Origin of the sequence: Tardiphaga sp. 215_C5_N2_1, assembly GCF_052076055.1 — a bacterium.
In the GTDB taxonomy this organism is placed as follows: domain Bacteria; phylum Pseudomonadota; class Alphaproteobacteria; order Rhizobiales; family Xanthobacteraceae; genus Tardiphaga; species Tardiphaga robiniae.
Map to the genome: position 1 here is coordinate 5,701,172 of NZ_CP197240.1, position 15,785 is coordinate 5,716,956.

Sequence of the window (15,785 nt, forward strand, 5' to 3'; positions counted from 1 at the left end):
GGTGGACCGCAGAGATGGACGTCGCGCAGCTCAAGACACTCATCCACGTGGCCGAACTGGGAAGCCTGAGCAAGGCCGCCGATCGCCTGCTCATCGCGCAGCCGGCCTTGAGCCGGCAGATCAGACTTTTGGAAAAGGAGCTCGGCGCCGTGCTGTTCGAACGGCACGGGCGCGGCATGGTCATCACGGAGATCGGCCGCGAAGTTCTCAACCACGCCACCCGCGTGATGACCGAGCTCGATGCCATCCGCAATGTCACCTCCGAGGAGAGCGCGTCGTTCAAGGGGCTCGTCTCCATCGGCACGACGCCGACCGTGGCCGAGATCGTCACCGTTCCCCTGGTGCAGAAGATCAAGGAGGTGCATCCGCAGCTCTCGATCCGGCTGTCATCGGCTTTCACGGGCCATCTGCTCGACTGGCTGCAACGCGGCGAACTAGAGCTCGCCGTGTCCTACGATCCGCAGCCGCTGCGTTCACTGCGCATCGTGCCGGTGATGATGGAGAACCTGCTGTTCGTCAGCGCCGGCAGCAAGGGATTGCGCGTGGATCGGCCCGTTCCGTTCGCGGCGCTGCCTCACGAAGAGCTGGTTCTCCCCAGCCTGCGCCATGGCTTGCGCGGGATCATGGAGGAATGCGCGCGGCAGGCTGGCATCCAACTGCGCGGCAGTGTTGAAGCGGACTCCTTTGGTGCGATGATCGATCTGGTGCGCAACGGCGTCGGCTCCACTGCTTTGCCGCTCGCGCCGATCCACGCGCTGGTCGAGAGCGGGGTGCTCTGTGCGGCGCCGCTGATCGATCCCACGCCGGCGCGCAAACTGGTGCTGGCCTATCCGGCAGACCGCTCGGTCAGCGCGGCGGCGCGCTTCGTCGGCGATACATTCACGGAGATCGCGGCCGATCTCGTGGCCCGGAATATCTGGGTCGGCCACATGATCGATCCCAGGAAAACATAGCTGCGTCGCACCATTCGCGCGCTGTCGCGTGCTGCAACGCCAGAGATCAAATCTCGGCATATCTCTTCGAGCAAATCGGTATGAGTCGGGCCGTCTGCTTTGGGCTAAGCGTGAGTCAGCGCTATGCTGCAAGCAACGGAGACTGGAATGTCAGATGCAGGGCCCACGCCCGGTTCACAGGTGGATTGGCGGCACGATGTGTTCCGCATCCTGAAGGAGGCCGACGTCAAGCACATCGTCTATGTGCCCGATGCCGGCCACTCCACGGCGATCCGTCTCGCCGACGAAGACAATGCGATCAATTCCGTGGTGCTGACCACCGAGGAGGAAGGCATCGGCTATCTCGCGGGTGCCTGGCTCGGCGGCGAGCGCGGTGCGCTGCTGATGCAGTCGAGCGGCGTCGGCAACTGCATCAATACGCTGGCACTGCAGGCTTGCACGCGCTTTCCTCTGCTGATGGTCGTGACCATGCGCGGCGACTGGGCCGAGTTCAATGCGTGGCAGAACCCGATGGGGCAGGCGACCGAGAAGGCACTCAACCTGATGGGCGTGCTGACTTGGCGCGCCGACGAGCCGCAAGATGTTGCGCCGCTGTTGCATGGCGCCGCATCGATGGCATTCAATGGCGATGCGGCCTGCGCATTGCTCCTGGGGCAGCGTTTGATCGGAGAGAAGCAGTGGGTCAAGTAAACGCAACCGGCATGCTCGATCGCCGCGAGGTCGTGCAGAAGCTGCTGGCCGGCCGCAAGGATTTGCTTGTTGTGACTGGCCTCGGCTCACCGTCCTATGACGTGATGGCTGCCGGGGATCACGATAACAACTATTATCTCTGGGCCGCGATGGGCAGCGCCGCCATGGTTGGGCTTGGGTTGGCGACGGCGAAGCCTGATCATTCGGTGCTGGTCATCACCGGGGACGGCGAGATGCTGATGGGCATGGGCGGGCTCGCGACCATCGCCACGCGTAAACCAGCCAATCTCACCATCGCGATTCTCGATAATGGGCATTTCGGCGAAACCGGCATGCAGGTCAGCCACGCCGGGCTCGGCGTCAATCTCGATCGCGTGGCGCAAGCCTGCGGCTTCGGCTGGACGCGCGAGATCCGCGATATGGCCGGCGTGGAGGATCTGCGCACTCGCCTGTCGTCGCGCGATGGCGTCAAGCTCGCGACGATCAAAGTGAAAGCGGAAAACCCGCCGCGCGTGCTGCCGCCGCGTGATGGTGTCTATGTGAAGAACCGATTCCGCGCAGCGCTCGGACACGCGCCGCTCTGAACAGACGGAAGGGCGCTCATCCACATGGATGCGGCGCCCTTCTGACGATCGCTGGGAGACCCAATGCTGGAAAACCAGTGTGGGAAATAAAAACATCATCAAGGGTAGGGAAACAATGGCGAGCAAGATCACGCGCCGCACGTTCTGCCGCTCGGCAGCCGTTACGGCGTCCAGCATGATGATTCCAGGTACCAGTGTCTGGGCCCAGGCGGACCTGCCGAAAAGCCCGATCACGCTGGTCGTGCCTTTCGCAGCCGGCGGGGCCACCGACATCGTCAGCCGGCATGTGGCCAAGAAGGTCTCCGATCAGATCGGGCAAACGATCCTCATCGAAAATGTCGGCGGCGCAGGCGGTGTGGTCGGTGCCACGCGGGTCGCGCGCGCCAAGCCTGATGGGCTGACATTGTTGATGGGCACGATCTCCACCCACACCATCAATCCTCTGATGGCGAAGGTGCCGCCTTACGATCCGGTCAAGGATTTCACCGCGATTTCGATGCTGGTCACGGTGCCCAATGTGTTGATGGTGTCCAAGCAGGTGCAAGCGACCACCGTGAAGGAACTCATCGCGCTGCTCAAGGCCGATCCGACCAAATATAGTTACGGGTCGTCGGGCGTGGGAACGCCGCCCAATCTGTCGGGAGAACTGTTCAAGGTGCAGGCGGGCGTGAAGATGGAGCACGTGCCCTATCGCGGCGGTGCGCCGGCCATGAACGACCTGATGGGCGGACAAATCCCGGTTCTGTTCGATGTGCTCAGCGGCGCGGCGCCGTTCATCAAGGCGGGCTCGATCCGTACGCTGGCCGTCACGACCAAGAAGCGGTCGCCGTCCTTCCCTGATATCCCGACCGTTGCCGAGTCCGGCCTGCCTGATTACGAGACCTACACTTGGAACGCGGTGTTCGGCCCGCCCGGCATGGCGCCGGCGCTGGCCGAGCGGTTGAGTTCAGAGTTCCGCAAGGCCGTGGCGGATCCGGACGTGGCGAAACAACTGCGCGAGCTGAGCGGTGATCCGGTGGGCTCGACCGGCGCGGAGCTCGAAGCACAGGTCAAGGCCGAGGGCGTGAAGTGGCGCCCGATCATCCAGGCCGCCGGTCTGAAGGCTGAGTAGCTCTGCGGAAGGATAGCGTGTTGACGTCTCTGAAAGCTGATCCTGCTGCATTTCTTGCTGCCGTGGCCGCAGTTATTGGCGGCAAATATGTGCGCACTGGTGCGGATGCCGATTCCTATCAGCAAGACTGGCGCGCCCGTTATCGCGGGGCTGCTGTCGCTGTAGCCCTGCCGGGAAGTACGGAGGAAGTTGCGGCACTGATGACCGTCTGCCGCAACTTCGGTGTCGCCGTCGTGCCGCAAGCCGGCAATACCGGGCTCACCGGCGGAGCGATCGCACCGGATGAATTGGATTGTCTGATCGTCAATGTCTCGCGGCTCAACCGCGTGCGTCATCTCGATCCACTCAACAATGCGGTGACGCTGGAAGCCGGCTGCATTCTGGCGGATGTGCGTGCGCTGGCTGAGCAGCATGACCGCCAGTTTCCCGTATTGCTCGGCAGCGTCGGCAGTTGCGAGGTCGGCGGGCTGATATCTACCAATGCCGGCGGCACCGGTGTGCTGCGTTACGGCAATATGCGCGAGCAGGTGCTCGGGCTGGAAGTGGTGCTGGCAGACGGTCGCATCTGGAATGGCCTCAAGGCGCTGCGTAAGGACAATACCGGCTACGACCTGAAACAGCTCTTCATCGGCGCTGAGGGCACGCTCGGCATCGTCACTGCCGCTGTGCTGAAACTGTATCCGAAGCTCATGGTGTCAGCGACGGCAATGGTGTCGATGGACGAGGTCGGCCAGGCGATTGCGCTATTGCAGTATCTGCAGCGCACGACGGGCGGTCGTGTCGAGGCCTTTGAACTGATGTCGCAGAGCCAATTGCAGATCGTGCTGCGTCATGGTTCTGCGAGCGGCAGTCCGATGGCGGGTGAGGCGCCATGGTATGTGCTGCTCGAACTGGCGGACAGCGCCGCGGACTGGAACGCCGTGGAAAGCTTGGAGACGGCACTGGCCGCAGCGATGGAGGAAGGGCTCATCGGCGATGCGGTGATTGCGACCGATCAGGCCAAGGCCGAGCGGATCTGGAACCTGCGTCACACGATTTCGGAATCCAACAAGCGCGAGGGTTTTACGGTGTCGAACGATACGTCGGTGCCGATCTCGGCGCTGCCGGAATTCATCGACCGCGTCACGCGTCGGCTGCAGCGCGAACTGCCCAATGCGCAGGTCGCGCATTGCGGGCATGTCGGCGATGGCAATGTGCATGTGATCGTCGTGTTTCCCTACGACATCGGCGCTGCGCAGGTGCGCGAGGCTGCGGCGCACGAGGCCAACACCATTGTGCATCAGGAAAGCGTGGCTTGTGGCGGCAGCATCAGTGCAGAACATGGCATCGGCCGCATGCATATCGATCGGCTTCCGCTCTACACGTCGGAGGTCGAGCTCGATCTGATGCGGCGTGTGAAGCTCGCGCTCGATCCCGACCGGATGATGAATCCGGTCAAGGTGTTGCGACTGCCGGGAGAGTAAGACGGCAGGAGGCTCCTGCCTGTCTTCTTAGTGTCGCGCGATGATCTCGCGTTCACCCTTGTAGACACCGGCTTCACCGAGCAATCCGCCCGGACGACGACGTACCAGGAATTTCGGGCGGCGCTCCCGAATCGCATTGCGGCGACGGCGGCGCTGCGACGGTTCGTAAGTCTTTTCTTCAGGCAACTGCGGAAGCGCGAATATCTCGCTCCACATCAGCCAGGCCATGTCGATTTCTTCGCGATCCGAACTGACCAGCAACGGAATCGACAGCGAGGGATCGCGATGCGCGAGCATCAGCATCTTGCCGTCGTCGAGACCGCGCAAGGTGACGCCGAGAAAATCGCTGACGCGCACATTGATCGCCATGCGCATGCCGCCGACGGCGCGATGCAGGACGACCCGGGTACGATGCAGTTCGATATGGCGGATCGCTCCGTCGGCGCGGGTATCATGCGCCTCGAAACGAACCGGAAGTGAATGGGGATCGAGCCGCAATGCGCTGCTCGATCCCGGGGCATGGGCCCCACCTGTCGCTGTTTGATGCCTCACGGCTTTTTATCTCCCCGCCGGAATTATGTTCCCGGTCGATGGGGAGACCTTGCCAGAGCCGGTTCGGAATCGGCTTAAAAAGGCTGGTTAATCGAATCCGACTGCCCTTCATGATTGACAGAAGCTTGGCAGGCATGATTGACGAACCGTTGCGAGAGCCCTGAAATTCTTTCCTTTTCGGCGCGGCAAATGCTTGAAGTCCCTGCGAAATAAGCACATCTCTAACAGCGGCCATCGCCGCTTCGGACCTGTTGAAATCGTCTCTCAATGTTGGGATTTTGTTCGTGAACTCTTCACCAAACGCGTCGTCGTCTGTCTCCACGAAATCCGACAATTCCGATCTGCTCGATCAGTCCGTACTCTCCACGCTGGCGCAGCGTCTCGTCGAGGCTGCCAGGAAGGCCGGTGCGGATGCCGCCGATGCGGTCGCGGTGCGCGGGGTGTCGCATGGCGTCGAAGTGCGTGACGGCAAGGTCGAAGCCTCCGAGCGTTCGGAAGGCGACGACATGGGGCTGCGCGTGTTCGTCGGTCGCCGTCAGGCGGTGATCTCCACCAATGACATGTCCGGCGACAATGTCGCACAACTGGCCGAACGTGCTGTCGCGATGGCGCGCGTCGCACCCGATGATCAATATGTCGGCCTTGCCGACCCAGCGCTGCTTGCGCGCGACTTTGCAAATCTCGATCTGCTCGATCCTGTCGTGCCGTCGGTGAGCGAGCTCGAACGCCGCGCAGTCGAAGCCGAAGAAGCCGCGCTCGCGGTGAAGGGCGTGACCAAGTCCGGCGGCGCATCGGCCTCGACCGGAATTGGCGGCATGGTGCTCGTCACCTCGACCGGTTTCCACGGCTCCTATCTGCGCTCCAGCCAGGGCGTCTCGATGACCGCCATTGTCGGCGACGGCACCAAGATGGAGCGCGACTACGCCTTCACCTCGGCGCTGCATGCATCCGACCTGGAGTCGCCTGCCAGCGTCGGCAAGCTCGCGGGCGAGCGTACGGTGGCGCGTGCCAATCCGCGCAAGGTGCCGACCTGCAAGGTGCCGGTGGTGTACGATCCACGCGTCTCGAACTCGCTGGTCGGTCACGTCATCGGCGCTGCGAATGGCGCCTCCGTCGCGCGCAAGACCACGTTCCTCAAGGACAGCCTCGGCAAGCAGCTGTTCAGCAGCAATATCCGCATCATCGACGATCCCCTGCGCGTGCGCGGCCTGCGTTCGCAGTCCTTCGATGCCGAAGGCGTTGCGACGAAGCAGCAGGCCATCATTGATGGCGGCGTGCTCACGACCTGGCTGCTGGATTGCGCGACAGCGCGCGAACTCGGCATGACCACGACCGGCCACGCGCATCGCGGCGTGTCGTCGTCGCCATCGCCCGGCGCCTACAACCTGCATATGGAAGCAGGCGACGTGAGCCCCGAAGACCTGATCGCCGATATCAAGGAAGGCTTTTACGTCACCGACCTGATCGGTTCCGGCGTCAACGGCGTGACCGGCGACTACAGCCGCGGCGCCGGCGGATTCTGGATCGAGAACGGCAAGCTCACTTACGCCGTCAGCGAGATCACCATCGCCGGTCATCTGTTCGAGATTTTCAAGTCGATGACCCCCGCCAACGACCTTACGTTCAAATACGGCGTCAACGCGCCGACCGTGCGCGTCGAGGGACTGACGATTGCCGGACGCTGATCTCGACATCGACAAACGGCTCGCGCACGATGTTGCCCTGATGGCGGACACGGTGCGGGCGGCCGGCGAGCTCGGCCTCGCAATGTTCGGTACAGAACTCAAGAAATGGACCAAGGGCGAATCCTCCCCGGTCTCCGAAGCGGATATCGCCGTCAACGATCTGATCGAGAAGCGGCTTCGCGCGGCGACGCCCGATTACGGCTGGCTTTCGGAGGAGAGCGCCGATGACGAATCTCGCCTCGGCAAACGGCTGACCTGGATCATCGATCCGATTGACGGCACCCGCAGCTATCTCGCCGGTCGCGAGGATTGGTGTGTCTGTGTCGCGCTGGTCGAGGATGCCCGGCCGGTGATGGCCGCGGTATTCGCGCCATCCACAGATGAATTTTTCCTGGCGATCCGCGGGCAGGGTACCACCTGCAACGGCGTTCCGGTTCGGGCCACGACCGGTTCCGCAATGGACTTTTCGCGCGTGGCGGGCCCGAAACCTCTGGTCGAGCGGATGGTCCATCCCCGGCAGGATATCACCCTTTATCCGCGAATCGGCTCGCTGGCGCTGCGATTGTGCTGGATCGCCAATGGCCGGCTGGATGCGGCCTTTGCCGGGGGGCAGAGCCGGGACTGGGATCTGGCCGCCGCAGATTTGATCGTGCACGAAGCGAATGGTAGGATGACCGAGCTTTCGGGCGATCCCATCCTCTATAATCGCCGGGAAGTCACGCACGGGTTGCTGGTGGCAGCGGGGGCCGATCGCCATGCTTACATCGTCGAGCAATTCCAGAACCGCCGGGTTTAACCGGCTGCACCACTATCTTTGACTTATCGGATCGCAGCCGGTCGCTGCAGGAACAGGATTCATGTCGGACACACCACAGCAACTGCTTCATCTGGTCATCGGGGGCGAGCTGACCAACCTGAAAGAGACGACGTTCAAGGATCTCAGCCAGGTTGAAGTCGTCGGCGTCTATCCGAATTACGCGACGGCATTTGTCGCCTGGAAGGCCAAGGCGCAGCAGACCGTCGACAACGCCCACATGCGCTACTTCATCGTCCATCTCCATCGGCTGCTCGATCCGGGTCAAGACGCGAAGCCGACCGCTTGAAACGACTGCTCCGAAACACGCTGCGCAGCAGCTGGGTTCAGCGCGCCGCGGGGGTTCTCGCGGCCGAATTTTTGCGTCTGGTCTGGAAGACCAACACCTTCACCTTCGATCCCGTCGATGTCTATGACATCGTCGAGCCGCAGATGCCGGTCATCTTGGCGTTCTGGCATGGCCAGCACTTCATGACGCCGTTCATCCGGCAGAAGGACTATCGCGGCGCGGTGCTGATCTCGAAGCATCGCGACGGCGAGTTCAACGCGCTGGCTGCCGAGCGGCTCGGCATCGCCACCGTTCGCGGCTCCGGCGATCATGGCGGCGCGTTTCACCGCAAGGGCGGCGTCGGTGCGTTCAAGGAGATGGTGCGGGTGCTGGAGCGCGGTATCAACATGGCGCTGACGGCCGACGTGCCGAAGCGCTCGCGTGTCGCCGGCATGGGCATCATCATGCTGGCGCGTGAAAGCGGCCGGCCGATCATGCCGTTCGCCATGGCCACCAGCCGCTACATCCAGCTCAACAACTGGGACCGCACCACGATCAATCTGCCTTTCGGTCGCGGCGTGCTGGTCGGCGGTGAACCCCTGAGCGTTCCTGCCGATGCCGACGCTGCCACGATGGAGGCGTTGCGCCTGCAGCTCGAAGCCACGCTGAACGAGGCCACGCAGCGTGCCTATGACGCGGTAGGTCGGCCGGAAGGTGCGCGTCGTGCCTAACGCGCTGCCGATCACGCTGCGCGCCTATCGCAGATTGTCGGCGGCGCTGACGCCGCTTGCGCCGGTCCTGATCAGGCAACGGCTGAAGAAGAACAAGGAAGATCCCGCGCGCCTCGACGAGCGTCGCGGCATCTCGCAGATCGAGCGCCCCGCCGGGCCGCTGGTCTGGATTCACGGCGCCAGCGTCGGCGAGGTGCTGGCCGCGGCGGCGCTGATCGAGCGGCTGCGCGCGCTGGGTATGCGCATCCTGCTGACGTCGGGCACGGTCACCTCGGCCGAGATCATCGCCAAGCGATTCCCGACCGATATCATCCATCAATACATCCCCTACGATTCACCGCGCTTCGTGGCGCGCTTCCTCGATCACTGGAAGCCGAGCCTTGCTCTGTTCATCGAAAGCGATCTCTGGCCGAACCTCATCATCTCCGCCGCCAAACGCCGGCTGCCGATGGTGCTGATCAATGCGCGCATGTCGCAGCGCTCGTTCCCGCGCTGGCAGAAATTTTCGGCGACCATCGGCGCCTTGCTCGGCCGTTTCGAGATTTGCCTGGCGCAGTCCGAAACCGACGCCGAGCGCTTCAGCGCATTGGGGTCGCGCAGCGTTGTTGTCACGGGCAATCTGAAGCTCGACGTGCAGGCGCCGCCGGGCGACGCCGTGAAGCTGGACAAGCTCATGGCGGTGACGCGCGGTCGCCCCATCATCGTCGCATCGTCGACGCATCCCGGCGAAGAGGAAATTATCCTCGAGACTCACAAAACACTGACCAGCTTCTTCCCGAAATTGCTGACGGTCATCGTGCCGCGCCACGCCCATCGCGGAGCGGATATCGCGCAGATGATCACGGTGGCAGGTGCGCAGGTTGCCTTGCGCTCGCGCGAGGAATTGCCGCATGCAGGCACTGATATCTATGTCGCCGACACCATGGGCGAGCTCGGCCTGTTCTATCGGCTGTCGCCGGTGGTGTTCATCGGCGGTTCGCTGGTGCCGCATGGCGGGCAGAATCCGATTGAAGCCGTGAAGCTCGGTGCTTCCGTGGTGCATGGTCCGCATGTCTTCAATTTCACCGACGTCTATGAGGCGCTGGATGGCGCCGGCGGCGCGAAGCTCGCCGACTCCTCGCAGCAATTGGTGAAACAGCTCGGCCAGATGCTCGGCAACGAGGCGGCACGCGATGCCGCAATCGAGGCCGGGCATCGCGTGGTTGAACGGCTTGGCGGCGCGCTCGACCGCACCCTGCATGCGCTGGAGCCTTATCTGATGCAGCTCCGGCTCGAAGCGGGAGCGCAGGATGCGTGAGCCCGCTTTCTGGCGGCCGCCATCGACATGGCTGTCGCGTCTGCTGATGCCGCTTGGCGCTATCTATGGCGAGATCGCAGGCAGCCGCATGGCGCGCAAGGGCGTCGATGTCGGCATTCCCGTTCTTTGCGTCGGCAATTATCACGTCGGCGGCGCCGGCAAGACACCGACGACATTGGCATTGGTACAAGTGCTGCGCGATCTCGGCGAGACGCCGGTGGTGCTCAGCCGCGGTTACGGCGGCAGACTGCGCGGCCCGGTGAAAGTCGATCCGTCCAGGCACGTGGCGGCAGATGTCGGCGACGAACCGCTGATGATGGCACGGCAGGTGGCGGTGGTGATCTCCGGGGATCGCGTCGCAGGCGCCGCGCTGGCGCGCTCGACCGGCGCCAGCGTCATCGTGATGGATGACGGCTTCCAGAATCCGGCCATCGCGAAGGACGCGTCGTTCATTGTGATCGACAGCAATCGCGGTCTCGGCAATGGCCGTGTGTTGCCCGCGGGACCTTTGCGCGCGCCGCTCGATCTGCAGATAGCGCGCACCGATGCGCTCGTCGTGATCGGCGATGGTGTTGCGGCGACGGGCGTGGCGGCGCTGGTCGCGGGCCGGGGCGGCCCGGTGTTGACGGCGCGCCTCGTGCCGGACGAGGCGTCAGTGGCGGCCCTGCGCGGCAAGCGCGTGCTGGCCTTTGCGGGAATCGGCGATCCCCAACGCTTCTTCCGGACGTTGCGTCATGCAGATGTGGACGTGGCTGTGGAGAAAGCCTTCGCCGATCACCACCCGTATGCGCCCGGTGAGATCGATGCGCTGGCCCTGCAAGCGAAGCGCGATGGGCTCACGCTGGTGACGACAGAAAAGGATATCGTCAAGATCGGCAGCATGCAGGCGGCAGCGGGAATTGTGCCATTCGCCGTAACGCTGGTCTTCGAGGACAAGGCGGCGCTGCAGGCTTTCGTGATCGAGAAGCTCAATCAGGCGCGGGTGAAGACACTCGGAAGGTAGGATGGGTAGAGCCAACGGGTCGTGCGAAGCGCGCCCGATGATAAACTCCGCGAAACCCATTACCTTTCGTGCGGGGAGATGATGGGTTTCGCGAAGACGCTCTACCCATCCAACGGCCTTACTTCTGACCCTTCACCGCGTCCGGATAATGCCGTGCCAGCACGGCATTCGGTACGGCATAGGCTTCCTGACGATCGACGCTCCAGTATTTCAACTCGTCCAGCGGAATGCGCTCGCCTGTGATGGCGCAAGTCACATAGGTGCCGGGCGACACCACGCGGAAATCGCCGTCGAGATATTGCAACTGGGCTTCGCCGTGGCCCGAGGGGCCAAATTTGTTCAACACGGCTGGTCTCCTGGATCGTCACTAAGTCGTCTTGCCGGATCGGTCACCGGCCCTGAATGTCGTCATCTCGTAGCATAAATAGGGCCGCGGCGTCGCCCAATAAAGGCGGCCGCGCAACCTCTAGAACAGGCTGCCCTGATCGATTTTCGTCGCCTTTTTCGGCGCAGCCGGCGCTGCAGGCTTGGCCTCGCGCGGAGCAGGTGCCGTGCGGTCGCCATCGGCGGTCACACCGACGCGGCCATCGGCGAATTCGATGCTCAGGCGGGCGCCCGCTCCGACAGTGGCGGCGGCATGCAGTGCCGCGCCTTGCTCGTCGCGCACCAGCGCAAAGCCGCGGGCGAGCACGCTGCGATAGGAGAGGGCACCGAGCAGCTGACTCGACGCTTGTACGCGCGCCTGCTGGCGCTGCACCAGTGTCGTCAATGCACGGCGCGCGCGCTCAGTGAGGCGCAGAGCGCGCTCCCGATCGCGCGTGATGGCATTGCGCTGTGCCTGCGCATTGGCGAGCTTGGAGGCCTTCAATCGTGCTTCAAGGCCAGTGAAGCGATCGCGGCGCTGCCGAAGGAGTGCACGTGCGGAGAGGCTCAGGCGTTCGCCCGATACCGTCAGTCGCTGCGTGGCGTGGGCGATCTGTGCGCGCAGCACGCGCAGCGTCAGCCCGGCGCTGGCCTCCGCGAAGCGGCGATGATGCGCGTGCGTGTTGGCTTTCAACGCACGCGGTAATGACGCGGTTGCGCCATCGAGACGCTGGCGCGGAATGGCGAGCAATTCGCTGAGATCCGGCAGGGCACGCGCCGCGGCGCGTAGTTCGTTGCGGCGGGATTCCTGCCCGCGCTGCCAGCACAGCATCATGCGGCGCTCGAAGCCGGATATCTCCACCATCAGTTCGGCGCGCACGGGCACCGCCATTTCGGCAGCGGCTGTCGGCGTCGGCGCGCGCTTGTCGGCGGCGAAATCGATCAGCGTGCTATCGGTCTCGTGGCCCACGGCAGAGATCAGCGGGATCATGCTCTCGGCGGCAGCACGCACCACGATCTCTTCGTTGAACGACCACAGGTCTTCCAGCGAGCCGCCGCCGCGCGCGACGATCAGCAGATCCGGCCGCGGAATGGCGCCGCCCGCCGGCAGCGCATTGAAGCCATGAATCGCGGCCGCGACCTGCTCCGCCGAACCTTCGCCCTGAACTTTCACCGGCCAGACCAGTACGCGGCGCGGGAAACGGTCTTCAAGGCGATGCAGGATGTCGCGAATGACAGCGCCGGTCGGCGACGTCACCACGCCGATCACCTCCGGCAGCCATGGCAGCAACTGCTTGCGCGCTTCGTCGAACAGACCCTCCGCGCCAAGCTTGCGCTTGCGCTCCTCCATCAGCGCCATCAGCGCGCCGACGCCCGCGGGTTCGATGGCCTCGATGACGATCTGGTATTTCGACGAGCCGGGATAGGTGGTCAGCTTGCCGGTGGCGATGACTTCGAGGCCTTCCTGCGGCTTGAACCGCATCCGGCCATGGACGCCCTTCCAGATCACCGCCTCGATCTTGGCGCTCTCGTCCTTGAGCGAGAAATAGCAGTGGCCGGAGGAATGCGGCCCGCGAAAGCCGGAGATCTCGCCGCGCACCCGCACGTTCCCGTAAGTGTCTTCCACCGTCCGTTTCAGGGCTGAGGACAGCTCGGAAACGGTGAATTCGGGGGAATTGGTGAGGGGGGCAGCGGCTTTGGGCATCGAATCTCGGCCTTCAGGATCGTCGCAAAGTAGGGATGTCGGTCGCAAAACGCCAATCAGATATTGATTTGCAGATAACTCTGTTGTACAGAGTAATCTGCATTCAGGGAATGGTGGGTATTATGGCGTCGATATTGACCTTCGCGGTCCGTGGCATCGTTTGGCTCCTTGCTGCGGTGGGTCTGGCGGCCCTAGTGCTGGCCGGCATGATTACGGTGCCGGTTTCCCGGCCCAAGGCACTGGCCTCCATTGCGGACACGGCGCGCAGTGCGTATCGCGGGGACGTTCCGCCACTGCAGTATTTCCAGGCGAGAGACGGCTCGAATCTGGCCTACCGGCGCTACACGCCATCCGGACCGTCCGTGAACCGTGCCGCACTGCTCATTCATGGTTCGTCGGGATCGAGCATCGCGGTGCACGCCCTGGCGAAAGCGCTTGCCGCGCGGGGCGTCGAAAGCATCGCTCCCGACATGCGCGGCCATGGCGCGTCGGGGACCCGCGGCGATATCGCCTATCTCGGCCAGCTCGACGATGATCTCGCAGATCTCGTCGGCCATTTGCGCGGGCAGGGGCTGGCGTCGCCACTGACACTCGCCGGGCATTCGTCGGGCGGCGGGTTTGCGCTGCGTGTGGCAGGGTCTGCCAATCAGGGGCTTTTCGCACGCACCGTTCTGCTGTCCCCCTATCTCGGCCTGAAGTCGCCATCCACACGCGAGAACGCAGGTGGATGGGCCAGTCCGAGTGTGCCGCGCATCATCGCGCTCAGTGTGCTGCAGTCGTTCGGGGTGACATGCTGTTCGCAGCTCCCGGTGGTTGCCTTTGCCGTGCAACCGGGTTCGACACGCATTCTGACGTCCGAATATTCGTTTCGGCTGCTGCAGAATTTCGGCACGCATCGCGACTACCGTCTGGATCTTGATCCGGCGAACGGGCCCATATCGGTCATCGCCGGGCGCAATGACGAGCTGATGCTCGCCGACAAATATCGCGAGGCGATGCAGTCGAAAGCCAATATCGACGTGCGCGTCCTCGACAACGCAAATCATATGGACGTCGTCAGCACGACAAGTTTCGTCGCCGTCGTCGCCGACGATATCGCAACGAGGTGACATCGTGATCAACAGCCAGGAAGCCAGTGCTGCGTTGATGGAGATCGAAAGCCTCAGTCGGCTGGTCCGGCAGTCGGTGTTCTATCGGCACGCCAGCACGATGCTCATTCTATGGGGCGTTGCGACTTTTATCGGTTATCTGCTCTCGTTCTTCGCGCCTGCTGCGGCTCCCGTCATCTGGTCGGTCGTCATTGTCGCGGGTGTCATCTGCGCGACCATCATCGGGGCCCTCAACAAGAAGCGCGAAGGCGTCAGCACCTTCGATGCACGCGCGACGGCAGCTTTCACTGCCTTCGTGGCTTTCGGCTGTCTGTGGAGCATCGTTTTCGGGAACATGGCGCCGCGGCAGATCGGCGCGTTCTGGACGACCTACTTCATGTTGCCTTACGTGATGACAGGGTTCTGGTTCGGCCGCGTCTTTGTCGTGATCGGGATGAGCGTGATCGCGCTGACGTTGCTCGGTTACTTCTTCGCCGGACCGTGGTTCACGCTCTGGATGGCTGTCGTCAACGGTGGCGGCCTGTTGCTCGGCGGCCTCTGGATGCGGCGTAGCTGACATGGCCGAACTCGACGACATCATCCATCAGCCTCTGCGGCTCAAGATCATGGCAGCGCTGAACGCTCTGCATCCGACACAGGGGCTGGATTTCCCGCGATTGAAGAAACTGACCGGCGCCACCGATGGCAATCTTGGCGCTCATATCGAGACACTGGCGAAAGCCGGTTATGTCAGCGTCGAAAAGGCCTTTGTCGGCAAGAAGCCGCAGACAACGGTGACGGCCACCGCGACCGGGCGTGGTGCCTTCGCGCGGCACGTCGCCACCTTGCGTGAGATCATCGCGACTGCGGAAGGCAAGTAGAGCAAAGCCTGGGAGATTGTCATGGACATCGCGTGGCGCATTCTGACCAACACGCCGATCTGGGTGTTCGCGTTGCTGGCACTGCTGATCTGGCTCGGAAGTCTGTCGCTCCGGCCGCGAAAGACAGAGCTGCGCCGTTTGCTGATCGTTCCGATGGTGTTTCTCCTGATGGGGTTGTCGCGGCTGATCTTTGCCGGCGGCCAGTTGCATCTGATCGGAGCTTGGTTGGCAGCGGCAATCGTGATGGCGGCCGTCGCTCTGTGGGTCGGTCCCGGCGAGATGACGGTCGATCGGCAGGACGGCACTATTCTGCGCCCCGGGAGCTGGCTGCCCCTGATCCGCAACCTGTCGGTCTTCCTCCTGCAATATGCCGTGGCGGTCGCAACCGCGATGAAGCTGGGTTCGGGTGCTGCCGTTCCGCTGATCGGCCAATTGGTGTCGGGGGCATGCGCTGGCTATTTCCTTGGCTGGACGGTGGGTTTGATCCGCCGTTATCGCGCGGAAACACATGTCGCCGTCGCTTGACGGGTTGGCCGCCTGGCCGGTTGATTACTCAGACCACTGATTGCTGTCCCGACGCGCCGTGCTAAACGATGG

Annotated in this window: 18 protein-coding genes; 15 read left to right on the forward strand and 3 right to left on the reverse strand. The window is 63.4% G+C overall.

The window, feature by feature from the left end; genetic code table 11:
* Window positions 1–14 precede the first annotated feature (14 nt).
* The 5 genes from AB7828_RS27060 (at window position 15) to AB7828_RS27080 (ending at window position 4,801) form a co-directional block, all read left to right on the forward strand.
* Window positions 15–953: a LysR substrate-binding domain-containing protein gene (locus tag AB7828_RS27060; RefSeq protein WP_441231667.1), complete on the forward strand. Its 939-nt coding sequence runs from the start codon at window positions 15–17 to the stop codon at window positions 951–953.
* Window positions 954–1,100: 147 nt separating this feature from the next.
* Window positions 1,101–1,643, forward strand: coding sequence for a thiamine pyrophosphate-binding protein (locus tag AB7828_RS27065; RefSeq protein WP_089261903.1), 543 nt, complete (start codon window positions 1,101–1,103; stop codon window positions 1,641–1,643).
* Window positions 1,631–2,227 carry a thiamine pyrophosphate-dependent enzyme gene (locus tag AB7828_RS27070; RefSeq protein WP_441231668.1) on the forward strand — a complete coding sequence of 199 codons (597 nt, stop codon included), beginning with the start codon at window positions 1,631–1,633 and terminating at the stop codon, window positions 2,225–2,227. Before AB7828_RS27065 ends, AB7828_RS27070 begins: the two co-directional genes overlap by 13 nt.
* A 115-nt stretch (window positions 2,228–2,342) precedes the next feature.
* Window positions 2,343–3,338 carry a Bug family tripartite tricarboxylate transporter substrate binding protein gene (locus AB7828_RS27075; protein ID WP_441231669.1) on the forward strand — a complete coding sequence of 332 codons (996 nt, stop codon included), beginning with the start codon at window positions 2,343–2,345 and terminating at the stop codon, window positions 3,336–3,338.
* Between the two features lie 20 nt (window positions 3,339–3,358).
* A complete protein-coding gene (locus tag AB7828_RS27080; RefSeq protein WP_441231670.1) occupies window positions 3,359–4,801 on the forward strand; it encodes an FAD-binding oxidoreductase in 1,443 nt (480 codons plus the stop codon).
* A gap of 27 nt (window positions 4,802–4,828) precedes the next feature.
* Here the strand turns inward: AB7828_RS27080 and AB7828_RS27085 are convergent, their stop codons facing one another.
* Window positions 4,829–5,353 (reverse strand): DUF6101 family protein, encoded by a 525-nt coding sequence (locus tag AB7828_RS27085; protein WP_441231671.1) that lies wholly within the window; start codon window positions 5,351–5,353, stop codon window positions 4,829–4,831.
* A 284-nt stretch (window positions 5,354–5,637) separates the two neighbouring features.
* On the opposite strand from AB7828_RS27085, the gene AB7828_RS27090 reads away from it, so the two are divergent.
* The 6 genes from AB7828_RS27090 to lpxK all read left to right on the forward strand — a co-directional run bounded on the left by AB7828_RS27090 (window position 5,638) and on the right by lpxK (window position 11,151).
* Window positions 5,638–7,038, forward strand: coding sequence for a TldD/PmbA family protein (locus AB7828_RS27090; protein WP_441231672.1), 1,401 nt, complete (start codon window positions 5,638–5,640; stop codon window positions 7,036–7,038).
* A 40-nt stretch (window positions 7,039–7,078) separates the two neighbouring features.
* Window positions 7,079–7,834, forward strand: a complete 756-nt coding sequence (locus AB7828_RS27095; RefSeq protein WP_441232322.1) for a 3'(2'),5'-bisphosphate nucleotidase CysQ — start codon at window positions 7,079–7,081, stop codon at window positions 7,832–7,834.
* Window positions 7,835–7,895: 61 nt separating this feature from the next.
* The gene (locus AB7828_RS27100; protein WP_068733639.1) at window positions 7,896–8,141 is read left to right on the forward strand and encodes a DUF4170 domain-containing protein; all 246 of its coding nucleotides are present in this window, start codon (window positions 7,896–7,898) and stop codon (window positions 8,139–8,141) included.
* Complete coding sequence (locus tag AB7828_RS27105) at window positions 8,138–8,851, forward strand: lysophospholipid acyltransferase family protein (protein ID WP_441231673.1); 714 nt, start codon at window positions 8,138–8,140, stop codon at window positions 8,849–8,851. Before AB7828_RS27100 ends, AB7828_RS27105 begins: the two co-directional genes overlap by 4 nt.
* A complete protein-coding gene (locus AB7828_RS27110; RefSeq protein WP_441231674.1) occupies window positions 8,844–10,148 on the forward strand; it encodes a 3-deoxy-D-manno-octulosonic acid transferase in 1,305 nt (434 codons plus the stop codon). Before AB7828_RS27105 ends, AB7828_RS27110 begins: the two co-directional genes overlap by 8 nt.
* Window positions 10,141–11,151: a tetraacyldisaccharide 4'-kinase gene (lpxK, locus tag AB7828_RS27115; protein WP_441231675.1), complete on the forward strand. Its 1,011-nt coding sequence runs from the start codon at window positions 10,141–10,143 to the stop codon at window positions 11,149–11,151. The genes AB7828_RS27110 and lpxK overlap by 8 nt, the downstream gene beginning before the upstream one ends.
* Before the next feature lie 118 nt (window positions 11,152–11,269).
* Here lpxK and AB7828_RS27120 read toward each other — a convergent pair whose 3' ends face one another.
* Together AB7828_RS27120 and xseA are read right to left on the reverse strand one after the other, a co-directional pair.
* Window positions 11,270–11,497: a DUF2093 domain-containing protein gene (locus tag AB7828_RS27120; RefSeq protein ID WP_089261889.1), complete on the reverse strand. Its 228-nt coding sequence runs from the start codon at window positions 11,495–11,497 to the stop codon at window positions 11,270–11,272.
* Window positions 11,498–11,617: 120 nt separating this feature from the next.
* Complete coding sequence (xseA, locus tag AB7828_RS27125; RefSeq protein ID WP_441231676.1) at window positions 11,618–13,219, reverse strand: exodeoxyribonuclease VII large subunit; 1,602 nt, start codon at window positions 13,217–13,219, stop codon at window positions 11,618–11,620.
* 122 nt (window positions 13,220–13,341) lie between these two features.
* Between xseA and AB7828_RS27130 the strand changes: the two genes are divergently transcribed.
* From AB7828_RS27130 to AB7828_RS27145, 4 genes are read left to right on the forward strand one after another with little or no spacing between them, the layout of a single operon-like run.
* Window positions 13,342–14,328, forward strand: a complete 987-nt coding sequence (locus AB7828_RS27130) for an alpha/beta hydrolase (protein ID WP_441231677.1) — start codon at window positions 13,342–13,344, stop codon at window positions 14,326–14,328.
* 4 nt (window positions 14,329–14,332) lie between these two features.
* Window positions 14,333–14,884, forward strand: a complete 552-nt coding sequence (locus tag AB7828_RS27135; protein WP_244628397.1) for a hypothetical protein — start codon at window positions 14,333–14,335, stop codon at window positions 14,882–14,884.
* A gap of 1 nt (window position 14,885) precedes the next feature.
* Window positions 14,886–15,188 (forward strand): winged helix-turn-helix domain-containing protein, encoded by a 303-nt coding sequence (locus AB7828_RS27140; protein ID WP_120288568.1) that lies wholly within the window; start codon window positions 14,886–14,888, stop codon window positions 15,186–15,188.
* Between the two features lie 21 nt (window positions 15,189–15,209).
* Window positions 15,210–15,713: a DUF6622 family protein gene (locus tag AB7828_RS27145; protein ID WP_439072945.1), complete on the forward strand. Its 504-nt coding sequence runs from the start codon at window positions 15,210–15,212 to the stop codon at window positions 15,711–15,713.
* Window positions 15,714–15,785: the final 72 nt, after the last annotated feature.

Coding starts and splice junctions, on each gene's coding strand:
- AB7828_RS27060 (WP_441231667.1), top strand. CDS start 15: ATGGACGTCGCGCAGCTCAAGACACTCATCCACGTGGCCGAACTGGGA.
- AB7828_RS27065 (WP_089261903.1), top strand. CDS start 1,101: ATGTCAGATGCAGGGCCCACGCCCGGTTCACAGGTGGATTGGCGGCAC.
- AB7828_RS27075 (WP_441231669.1), top strand. CDS start 2,343: ATGGCGAGCAAGATCACGCGCCGCACGTTCTGCCGCTCGGCAGCCGTT.
- AB7828_RS27095 (WP_441232322.1), top strand. CDS start 7,079: ATGGCGGACACGGTGCGGGCGGCCGGCGAGCTCGGCCTCGCAATGTTC.
- AB7828_RS27100 (WP_068733639.1), top strand. CDS start 7,896: ATGTCGGACACACCACAGCAACTGCTTCATCTGGTCATCGGGGGCGAG.
- lpxK (WP_441231675.1), top strand. CDS start 10,141: ATGCGTGAGCCCGCTTTCTGGCGGCCGCCATCGACATGGCTGTCGCGT.
- xseA (WP_441231676.1), bottom strand. CDS start 13,219: ATGCCCAAAGCCGCTGCCCCCCTCACCAATTCCCCCGAATTCACCGTT.
- AB7828_RS27130 (WP_441231677.1), top strand. CDS start 13,342: ATGGCGTCGATATTGACCTTCGCGGTCCGTGGCATCGTTTGGCTCCTT.
- AB7828_RS27140 (WP_120288568.1), top strand. CDS start 14,886: ATGGCCGAACTCGACGACATCATCCATCAGCCTCTGCGGCTCAAGATC.
- AB7828_RS27145 (WP_439072945.1), top strand. CDS start 15,210: ATGGACATCGCGTGGCGCATTCTGACCAACACGCCGATCTGGGTGTTC.